This window comes from Sphingomonas sp. FUKUSWIS1 (genome assembly GCF_000733135.1).
Taxonomy (GTDB): domain Bacteria; phylum Pseudomonadota; class Alphaproteobacteria; order Sphingomonadales; family Sphingomonadaceae; genus Sphingomonas; species Sphingomonas aerolata.
Map to the genome: position 1 here is coordinate 753 of NZ_JPJC01000277.1, position 10583 is coordinate 11335.

At 66.3% G+C, this 10583-nt stretch carries 6 protein-coding genes; 3 read left to right on the forward strand and 3 right to left on the reverse strand.

Annotated elements, in window-relative coordinates:
- The 3 genes from sphsw_RS17645 to sphsw_RS17655 all read right to left on the reverse strand — a co-directional run.
- Positions 1 to 1539: efflux transporter outer membrane subunit (locus sphsw_RS17645; protein ID WP_031441763.1), on the reverse strand; the 1539-nt coding region annotated here is incomplete at its 3' end.
- Positions 1536 to 4811, reverse strand: coding sequence for a multidrug efflux RND transporter permease subunit (locus sphsw_RS17650; RefSeq protein WP_042467751.1), 3276 nt, complete (start codon positions 4809 to 4811; stop codon positions 1536 to 1538). The genes sphsw_RS17650 and sphsw_RS17645, both read right to left, overlap by 4 nt.
- Before the next feature lie 6 nt (positions 4812 to 4817).
- Positions 4818 to 6008 carry an efflux RND transporter periplasmic adaptor subunit gene (locus sphsw_RS17655; RefSeq protein WP_031441765.1) on the reverse strand — a complete coding sequence of 397 codons (1191 nt, stop codon included), beginning with the start codon at positions 6006 to 6008 and terminating at the stop codon, positions 4818 to 4820.
- Positions 6009 to 6587: 579 nt separating this feature from the next.
- Here sphsw_RS17655 and rpiA point away from each other — a divergent pair.
- The 3 genes from rpiA (at position 6588) to tal (ending at position 10550) form a co-directional block, all read left to right on the forward strand.
- A complete protein-coding gene (gene rpiA, locus sphsw_RS17660; RefSeq protein ID WP_031441766.1) occupies positions 6588 to 7262 on the forward strand; it encodes a ribose-5-phosphate isomerase RpiA in 675 nt (224 codons plus the stop codon).
- Positions 7263 to 7332: 70 nt separating this feature from the next.
- Positions 7333 to 9426 (forward strand): transketolase, encoded by a 2094-nt coding sequence (tkt, locus tag sphsw_RS17665; RefSeq protein ID WP_031441767.1) that lies wholly within the window; start codon positions 7333 to 7335, stop codon positions 9424 to 9426.
- The gene (gene tal, locus sphsw_RS17670) at positions 9426 to 10550 is read left to right on the forward strand and encodes a transaldolase (RefSeq protein ID WP_031441768.1); all 1125 of its coding nucleotides are present in this window, start codon (positions 9426 to 9428) and stop codon (positions 10548 to 10550) included. The genes tkt and tal overlap by 1 nt, the downstream gene beginning before the upstream one ends.
- Positions 10551 to 10583: the final 33 nt, after the last annotated feature.

The window sequence follows — 10583 nt, forward strand, 5'->3', positions numbered from 1 at the left end:
CGGTCCGTTGGCGGTCGCCTCGAGCGTCGAGTCGCCGCCGAGCACGCGGTAGAGCGTGACGCGGTTGCTCGCGCCGACCAACTGCGTCGCGACGAGGTTGCGCTGCGCGGTGTAGAGCGAGCGCTGCGCGTCCAGCGAGCTGAGGAAGGTGTCGATCCCGCCGCGATAGCGCGCGTCGGACAGGCGATAGGTGTCCTGCGCCGCCGCGGCGAAATTGACGTTGGCGGCGAGCTGATCGGCGATCGTGCCCTGGCGCGCGAGCGCGTCGGCGGTTTCCTGGAACGCGGTCTGGATCGATTTTTCGTAGGTCGCGAGCGCGGCGTCGCGCTGCGCCTTGGTATATTCGACATTGGCGACGCCCGCGCCGGCGCGGAAGATCGGGTAGCTGATCGAGGGCGCGACCGAATAGTTGAACGCGCCGCCCGAAAACAGCGAGGTCAGCGCGCTGCTGGCAAAGCCGAGCAGGCCGGTGAGCGACACGCGCGGGAACAGCTCGGCACGCGCGGCGCCGATCTCGGCATTGGTCGCACGCAACTCATATTCCGCCTGAACGACGTCGGGGCGGCGGAGCAGGATGCCGCTGTCGAGGCCGGCGGGCAGGGTGGCGACGGTCGGCAGCGCCTGCTCGATCGAGGCGGGGAGGAGCGCGGCGTCGACCGGCGCACCGACGAGCAGTTGCAGCGCGTTGATATCCTGGGCGAGCGCGGTCTTCTGAGTCGCGAGGTCGGATTGCGCGGTGAACAGGATCTGCTGGGCCTGACGCAAGTCGGTGCGCGGCGCGACGCCGCCGCGAAGCCGCGCCTGAGTGAGCGTGACGCTGCGCTGCGAGCTGGCGACGGTGTCCTGCGCGATTCGGAGCAGGCTCTGGTCCGAGGCATAGGTCAGCCACGCGTCGGCGATGTCGCCGACCAGCGTCAGCCGGGTCGCGCGCGCCGCGGCCTCGGTCTCGAAATAACGGTTGAGCGCGGCACCGGTGAGCGAGCGGATGCGGCCGAACAGGTCGAGCTCGAACGCGGTGGTGCCGAGGTCGACCGAGAAGGCGCTGTTCGAGCTGGACGAGCTGACGACGGTCCCGCCCGTGCCGGTGCCGCCGGTCCCCGTGCCGGTCCCGCCCGTGCCGGTGCCTGTCCCGGTTCCTGTGCCGCCGGTGCCCGTGCCTGTGCCCGTGTTGCTGGTCGCGGTGCTGCGCGCGCCATTGCCGCCGCCCGAATAGCTGTAGCGGCCGCTCGCATCGATCTGGGGGAGCAGGTCGGCGCGCTGGATGCGATATTGCGCGCGGGTCGCGGCGATGTTCGCCGCGGCGACGCGCAGGTCGCGGTTGTTCGCGAGCGCCTGGACGATGATCTGCTGGAGCCGCGGGTCGCGGAACACGTCGCGGTAGGTGAAGGCCGGCAGCGCCGCCTCGGACTGCCGCAGATAGGCGTCGCCGACCGGCCAGGACACCGGCGTCGGCAGCTCGGGCCGGACATATTTGGGGGCAAGCGAGCAGCCCGCGAGCGCGGTCGACGCGGCGAGGATCAGGAGTGGCGAACGCATCATGCGGGCTCCGGCCGGTGGGGGCCTGGTTGTTCGGGAGGACCGAGCTTTTCGGAATCGCGACCGTCATGGTCATCCTCGCCGCCGTGGAAGCCGGTCGGTCGACCACGCAGCTTGGCGATGCCGTCGCGCGCGCCGCGGCGGACGAGCACGAAGAACAGCGGGATGTAGAAGATCGCGAGCAGGGTCGCGGTCAGCATCCCGCCGACCACCGCGGTGCCGATCGCGATACGGCTGTTCGCACCCGCGCCGGTCGACAGCGCGAGCGGCAGCACGCCGAGGATGAACGCGAACGACGTCATCAGGATCGGACGAAGACGGATCTTGGCGGCGGACAGTGCGGCCTCGATGACGCGCTTGCCCTTGCGCTCTTCCTGTTCGGCGAACTCGATCATCAGGATCGCGTTCTTCGCCGCGAGCCCCATCGTCGTCAGCAGCCCGATCTGGAGATACACGTCGTTGATGAGCCCGCGCAGCGTCACCGCGAGGATCGCGCCGACGAGGCCCAGGGGGATGACGAGCAGCACCGCGATCGGGATCGACCAGCTTTCATAGAGCGCGGCGAGGCACAGGAAAACGACGAGCAGCGACAGCCCGTAGAGGATCGGCGCCTGACCCGAGGACAGGCGTTCCTGGTAGGAGAGCCCCGACCACGCGACCGAGGTGCCGGGGATCTTCCCGGCGAGCTCGGCGATCCGGGTCATCGCGTCGCCCGAGCTGACGCCCGCCGCGCCCGACCCCTGGATCTCGTAGGACGAGATGCCGTTGAACCGCGACAGCGTCGTCGGTGCCTGCGACCAGCTGGTCCGCGCGAACGAGGAGAAGGGCGCCATCTGGCCGTTCGATCCGCGGACGAACCACTGGCTCAGGTCCGAGGGTGCCGCGCGGAACTGCGCGTCGCCCTGGACATAGACGCGCTTGACGCGGCCGCGGTCGATGAAGTCGTTGACATACTGGCCGCCCCAGGCGGTCGACAGCGTCGAGTTCACGTTCGCCTGGGTCAGCCCGAGCGTCGAGAGCTTCTGCTGGTCGGCATCGACACGCAGCGTCGCGACGTCGGGCAATTCTGTCAGGCGGATCGCGGTCAGCGAGGAATCGGCGCGGGCGAGCGCGAGCAGCTTGTCGCGTGCGGCGTTGAACTCGGTCTGGCTCAGGCTGCCGCTGTTCTGCAGCTGCATCGTGAAGCCGTTCGACGAGCCGAGACCGCGGATCGCCGGCGGGACAAGCGAATAGACCTGCGCATCGCGGAAACCTGCGAACGCCTGGGCCGCGCGCCCGGTGATCGCCTCGGCTGTATTCTCCTTGCCCTCGCGATTTTCCCACGGCGCGAACGAGACGAAGCCCTGGCCGGTATTCTGCCCGCTCGCACCACCGCCACCGCCGCCGCTGACGGTGAACATCGTGCTCACATTGGCCTTCTCGTTGGTGAAGTAATATTTCTCGATCTGCTTCTGCAGCGCGAAGGTGCGCCCTTGCGTCGCGCCTGCGGGCAGCTGGAACTGGACGATGCCGGTGCCCTGGTCCTCGGTCGGCAGGAAGCCCGTGGGCAGGCGGAGGAACATCACCGCGAGCAGCGCGACGACTGCGGCATAGATCAGCAGGAACAGCCATTTGCGATTGACCACCGACTGGACGGCGCCGACGTATTTCCTGGTACCCTTTTCGAACGTGTCGTTGAACTTGTCGCCCGCGCGCGTGAAGAAATGCGCGACCTTCGGAAATTTGCGCTCGCCCCAGCTCTGTTCGGGATTGCCGTCGGCATCCTTCTTCTTCTGCTTGAGCAAAGTCGCGGTCAGCGCGGGCGACAGGATCAGCGCGACGAGCACCGACAGGACCATCGCCGACACCATCGTCAGCGAGAACTGGCGGTAGATCACGCCGGTCGACCCCCCGAAGAACGCCATCGGCAGGAACACCGCCGACAGGACGAGCGCGATCGCGACCAGCGCGACGGTGATCTCGTTCATTGACTCGATCGTCGCCTCGCGCGGCGACATGTCGGGATTTTCCTCCATCAGCCGCTCGACATTCTCGACGACGACGATCGCGTCGTCGACGAGCAGGCCGATCGCGAGCACGAGCCCGAACAGCGTCAGCGTGTTGATCGAGAAGCCCGCGAGATAGAAGACGCCGAACGTGCCGAGCAGCACGACCGGCACCGCGATCGTCGGGATCAGCGTCGCGCGCCAGCTCTGCAGGAAGACGAACATGACGATGACGACGAGGATGACCGCCTCGATCAGCGTCTTGATGACTTCTTCGATCGACAGCTTGATGAAGTTGGTCGTGTCGTTGGCGTAAGCGAATTTGAGGCCGGGCGGGAAGCTCTTGGCCGACTTCTCGACATAGGCCTTGACCAGCTCGGCGGTCTTGAGCGCGTCGGCGCCGGGGGCCAGCAGCACCGCGATGCCCGCGCCCGGATGCGCGTTGACGCGGCTGCGCGCGTTGTAGTTTTCGGCGCCCAGCTCGATCCGCGCGACGTCGCGCAGCTTGACCGTCGCGCTGGTATTGGTCGTCTTCAGGATGATGTTGGCGAACTGCTCGGGCGTCTGGAGACGCGACTGCGCGGTGACGGTCGCGTTCAGCATCTGCGTGTCGGGCTGGGGCTGGCCGCCGAGCTCGCCGGCCGCGACCTCGGTATTCTGCGCCTGGATCGCGGTCGTTACGTCGCTCGGAATCAGCTGGAAGCTCGCCAGCTTGTTCGGGTCGAGCCAGATCCGCATCGCGTACTGCGCGCCGAACACGTTGCTGTCGCCGATGCCGGGAATACGGCCGAGCGGATCCTGGAGGTTCGAGACGAGATAGTCCGAGACGTCCTGGTTGGTCAGCTTGTCGGTCTCGTCATAGACGCCGACGATCAGCAGGTTGTCCGGGTTCGACTTGCGGACGACGAGGCCCTGCTGCTGCACCTGGGTGGGGAGGCGCGACAGTGTCTGCTGGACCTGGTTCTGGACCTGGACCTGCGCGATGTCGGGATCGGTGCCCTTTTCGAACGTGACCGTGACCGTCACCGAGCCGCGCGACGACGAGGACGAGCTGAAATAGATCAGCCCGTCGATGCCGGTCAGCGACTGTTCGACGACCTGCGTCACGCTGTTCTGGATCGTCTGCGCGTTGGCGCCCGGGAAGGTCGCGCGGATCGTCACCTGCGGCGGCGCGACGTCGGGATATTGCGCGATCGGCAGGCTCATGATCGCGCCGATGCCGCCGAGCATCACGATGATCGCGAGCACCCAGGCGAAGATCGGGCGATCGATGAAGACACGGGATAACATAAGGGTCTAGCCGGCCTTTTTCTGGCTGGCCTTATCGCCACCCGAGGAGTCGCCCTTGGGCGCTTCGATCTTTTGCGCGGTGTTTTCGGGGACCGGCTTCACGCTCTGATTGGGGGCGATCTTCGACAGCCCCTGCGTGATGATCCGGTCGCCGGGGTTGAGCCCGCTGGTGACGACCCAATAGGGGCCCTGCGTCCGGTCGGCCTTGATCGTCTTCTGCACCGCCTTGTTGTCGGCACTGACGACATAGACGGTCGCATTGCCCTTCGCGTCGCGCGCGACGCCCGCTTGCGGCACGAGGAAGGCGCGCTGGTTGATCGCCTGCGCGAACTTCGCCTGGACGAACATGCCCGGCAGCAACAGCCCTTGCGGGTTGGGGAAGCGTGCGCGCAGCGTCACGGTGCCGGTCTCGGTGTTGACCAGCGCCTCGGCGAATTCGACCGAGCCGGTCGCGCCGTAATCGCTGCCGTCCTCGAGCTTGAGGCGCACCTCGGCGCGGGTCGGGACGATGCCGTTCTGGCCGAGCGAGCGGCGCAGCGCGAGCAGGTCGCCCGAGGCCTGCTGGATGTCGACGAAGATCGGGTCGAGCCGCTGGATCTGCGACAGCGGATCGGTCTGCGTCGCGGAGACGAGCGCGCCGACGGTGAACAGCGAGCGGCCGATCTTCCCGGTGATCGGCGCGGGGACGGTCGTGAACTTCAGGTTGATCTGCGCGGTCTCGAGCGCGGCGCGGGTCTGCGCGACCGACGCGGTCGCCTGGCGCGAGGTCGCGATCGCGTTGGTGTAATCCTGCTTGCTGATCGCTTCCATCTCGGCGAGCGGCTTGTACCGCTGCGCAAGGATGCCCTGCGCCTCGGCATTGGCGCGCGCGCTCTGCAGATTGGCCTGCGCCTCGTTGGCGGCGGCGCGGTAGAGGCGCGGGTCGATCTCGTAGAGCGGCTGGCCCTTCTTGACGAGCGTGCCCTCGGTGAAGAAGCGGCGGCGGATGATCCCGGTGACCTGGGGGCGGACGTCCGAGCTTTCGAACGCGGTGGTGCGGCCGCTGAGTTCGGTGGTCATCGCGACGCTCGACGGCTGGATGACGACATAGCCGACGGTGGGGGTGCCCTGACCCGGCTGACCGCCCTTGCCCTTGCCTTTTGCGGCATCGCCGCCGCCACCGGAACAGGCCGCGAGGCCGATCAGCGCGGGTGCCATCACGGCGTAGCGCCAAGGGGTAAGTCGTTTGGCTATCAAGTGGGGTATCCGCGATCAGATGAGGGCCGGCTAAACCATGCGGATGTACCAGAAGTATGTCAGTTGAAAAGCGGACGCGAAAAATAGGGAAGAAAGAGTAACCTGGTTTGTTGGTGGGGTGTTTTCTGGTGTTTCCGTGGCGGGGTTTTATCGCGGTCGGTTGTGGTGCTGGAGGGCGGGATCCAAGCGGCGAGGGGATCTTTGGTGGCTCTGGATCCTGACTTTCGTCAGGATGACGGGTGGTTTGGGGGGCTGTTAGGATGATCCCCGGGGCGGTTCGTTCTCCTGATCCGTTTGTTCCCTGATCCGTCCGTTACCCCCTACTCCGTTCGTTGCGTTTATTCGGTCGTCCCCCCCCCGTTCGTGCTGAGCGAAGTCGAAGCACCTTCTCCTGGGGCATGCCCTTCGACTTCGCTCAGGGCGAACGGGAGGAGGGGGGCGGGCGAGCGGGAGGGGCGAACGGGAGGGAAGGGCGCGGTTGGACTTGATCGGGGGCAAGTGGTTTGAAACGGGCGCAGCTGCTTTGAAAGGCGTGTGACGATGATCGATGACGACAAGCAGGCGGCGGCGGTGGCGGCGGTGGCGGAGGTTCGGGACGGGATGCTGGTCGGGCTGGGTACCGGGTCGACCGCGGCGTTCGCGATCCGCGCGCTCGGCGAGCGGGTCGCGGCGGGGCTCGACGTCCGCGCGGTCGTCACGTCCGAGGCGAGCGGCGCGCTGGCGCGGCAGGTGGGTATCGCGGTGCTCGACTTTGCCGATATCGCGCAGGTCGACCTGACGATCGACGGCGCGGACGAGATCGATGCGTGCTGTTTCGCGATCAAGGGCGCGGGCGGGGCGATGCTGCGCGAGAAGATCGTCGCCGCAAGCTCGGCACGGATGGTCGTGATTGCGGACGGATCGAAGCGGGTCGAACGGATCGGTGCGGCGAAGCTGCCGGTCGAACTGCTGCCCTTCGCGCGAGGCTATGTGATGCGCGTGCTGGCCGACCTTGGCGGAGCGCCGGTGATTCGGCCCAACTATCGGACGGATCAGGACAATCTTGTCGCGGATTGCCGATTTCCGGCACTCGAGGACCCGCACGCGCTCGCTGCGGTGCTGGCGGCGATTCCGGGCGTGCTGGGCCACGGATTGTTCCTCGACGAGGTCGATGCCGCGTATATTGCATCGAAAGGCGTCGTTACGCGACTGGAACGCTCGGGTGCATCCGCCTAAAGGCATCCTATGTTGGCAACCAGATCGGATGCGCGGCGTTCGGTCACCGTCTAGAGCGAGGCTTTCTTTCATGACCGATACCGCAACCGCCCCCACGATGAAGGCGGATCCGAACCTGCACGAGGACGGTTCGCCCGAGCGTCTGACGATCGATACGATCCGCACGCTGTCGATGGACGCGGTGCAGAAGGCCAATTCGGGCCATCCCGGCACGCCGATGGCGCTCGCGCCGGTCGGCTACACGCTCTGGTCGAAATTCCTGCGTTACGACCCCAAGCACGCCGACTGGCCCAATCGCGACCGGTTCGTGCTGTCGGTCGGCCATGCGTCGATGCTGCTCTATGCGCTGATCCACCTCGCCAAGATCGAAGAGATCAGCGCGGACGGCGAGAAGAGCGGCAAGGAGGCGGTCAGCCTCGAGGACATCCGGCAGTTCCGCCAGCTCTCGTCCAAGACCCCGGGTCACCCCGAATATCGCCACACCACGGGCGTCGAGACCACCACCGGCCCGCTCGGCCAGGGTTGCGGCAATTCGGTCGGCATGGCGATCGCCGAGCGCTGGCTCGCGGCGCGCTACAACAAGGACGGCTTCACGCTGTTCGACCATGACGTCTACACCATCTGTGGCGATGGCGACATGATGGAGGGCGTCTCGGCCGAGGCGGCGAGCATGGCCGGGCATCTGAAGCTCAGCAATCTGTGCTGGATCTACGACAGCAACCACATCTCGATCGAGGGCGCGACCGATCTCGCGTTCGACGAGGATGTCGGCCTGCGCTTCGACGCCTATGGCTGGAACGTCATCCATGTCGACGACGCGAACGACACCGCCGCGCTGAGCCGTGCGATCGAGACGTTCAAGGCGACGACCGACAAGCCGACCTTCATCGTCGTGCATTCGGTGATCGGCTATGGCAGCCCGAAGGCGGGCAGCGAGAAGGCGCATGGTGAGCCGCTCGGCGACGAGAATATCCGCCTCACCAAGCAGGCCTATGGCTGGCCCGAGGACAAGTCCTTCTACGTACCCGATGGCGTGATCGAGCATTTCAACGGTGCGATCGCGGAGCGTGGCGCGAAGCTGCGCGACGAATGGGTCGCGCTGACCGACAAGTATCGTGACGCATATCCCGAGCTGTCGGCCGAACTCGAGCTGCTGCTCAAGGACGAGCTGCCCGAGGGCTGGGACGCGGACATTCCGGTGTTCGAGGCCGATCCCAAGGGTGTTGCCAGCCGCGATTCGGGTGGCAAGGTGCTCAACGCGATTGCCGCCAAGGTGCCGTGGCTGATCGGCGGTTCGGCCGATCTCGCGCCGTCGACCAAGACCGACATCAAGGGCCAGCCCTCGTTCGAGGCGAACAACTATGCCGGCCGCAACTTCCATTTCGGCATTCGCGAACATGGCATGGGCGCGATCGTCAACGGCATGGCGCTGTCGCATCTGCGCTCCTACGGCTCCACCTTCCTCGTCTTCGTCGATTATATGCGTGCACCGGTGCGGCTGTCGGCGATCATGGAGGTCGGCGCGGTCTGGGTGTTCACGCACGACTCGATCGGCGTCGGCGAGGACGGCCCGACGCATCAGCCGATCGAGCATCTCGCCACGCTGCGCGCGATCCCCGGGCTCGACACGATCCGTCCGAGCGACGCGAACGAAGTTGTCGCGGCATGGAAGGCGGTCCTGAAGGACGCCAGCACGCCCGCCGCGCTGATCCTGTCGCGTCAGGCGCTGCCGACGCTCGACCGGACCAAATATGCGAGCGCGGATGGCGTCGAGCAGGGCGGCTACGTCCTTGCGGACTGTGACGGCACGCCCGACGTGATCCTGATCGCGACGGGCAGCGAAGTGTCGCTGGCGGTCGAGGCGCATGAGAAGCTGGTCGCGGACGGCGTGAAGAGCCGGGTCGTGTCGATGCCGAGCTGGTATCGCTACGAGCTGCAGGACGCCGCGTACAAGGAAAGCGTGTTGCCGCGGGGCGTGCGCGCCCGCGTCGCGATCGAGATGGCCGGGTCGATCGGCTGGGATCGCTATGTCGGGCTCGACGGCGCGACCGTGACGATGTCGACTTTCGGTGCCTCGGCACCGCTCGCCAAACTGCAGGACAAGTTCGGGTTCACCGTCGACAATGTCGTCAAGGTTGCCCGCCAGGTTATGGAGACCAAGTGATGGGTGCGCTCAACGATCTCGAAGGCTTCGGCCAGGCGGTGTGGCTCGATTTCGTCGATCGGAAGTTCCTGGAGGCCGGCGGTCTCCAGAAGCTGGTCGATGAGGACGGGCTGACCGGTGTCACCTCCAACCCGTCCATCTTCGAAAAGGCGATGGGGCATGGCGACGCCTATGACTCGACGCTCGCGAAGTTCGACAAGGAGAATCCCGGCGCGGCGACGATCGACCGCTACGAGCATCTCGCGATCCAGGACATCAAGGCGGCGGCGGAGACGCTGAAGCCCGTGTATGACCGGCTCGACGCGAAGGACGGCTATGTCAGCCTCGAAGTGTCGCCCTATATCTCGGACGATACCGACGCGACGATCGCCGAGGCGCGCAAGCTGTGGGCGGCGGTCAACCGGCCGAACTTGATGATCAAGATCCCGGGGACGCTCGCGGGCGGCCCGGCAATCTCGACTGCGATCTCGGAAGGGATCAACGTCAACGTCACGCTGCTGTTCTCGATCGACGCCTATGTCCGCGTCGCCGAGGCTTATGCCGCAGGACTCGAGAAGCGCGTTGCCGAGGGCAAGCCGATCGACAAGATCGCCAGCGTTGCGAGCTTCTTCGTCAGCCGGATCGATACGATGATCGACAAGCAGATCGATGCACGGCTCGAAAAGGGTGATGCCGAGGCGGATGCGCTGAAGGCGGTGCGCGGCAAGGTCGCGATCGCCAACGCCAAGATGGCGTATCAATGGTATCTCGACTTCCTGAAGTCGGATCGCTGGCAGGCGCTCGCCGCCAAGGGCGCTCAGCCGCAGCGGCTATTGTGGGCGTCGACCGGGGTCAAGGATCCGAGCTATCCCGACACGCTCTACATCGACACGCTGATCGGCCCTGACACGGTCAACACGATGCCGCCAAAGACGATGGACGCGTTTCGCGACCATGGCACTGCGGCGGAGACGATCACCGCGGATGTCGACGGCGCGAAGCATGTGCTGGCGGAAGCCGAGCGGCTGGGCCTCGACCTGACCGGCGTGACCGGCACGCTGGTCGAAGAGGGCGTCGCCTCGTTCGTGAAGGCGTTCGACGACCTGCTCGGGTCGATCGCGAAGAAGCAGCCCGCGACGGCCTGACCCTTCTGCTCCCTCTCCCCGTTGGGGAGAGGG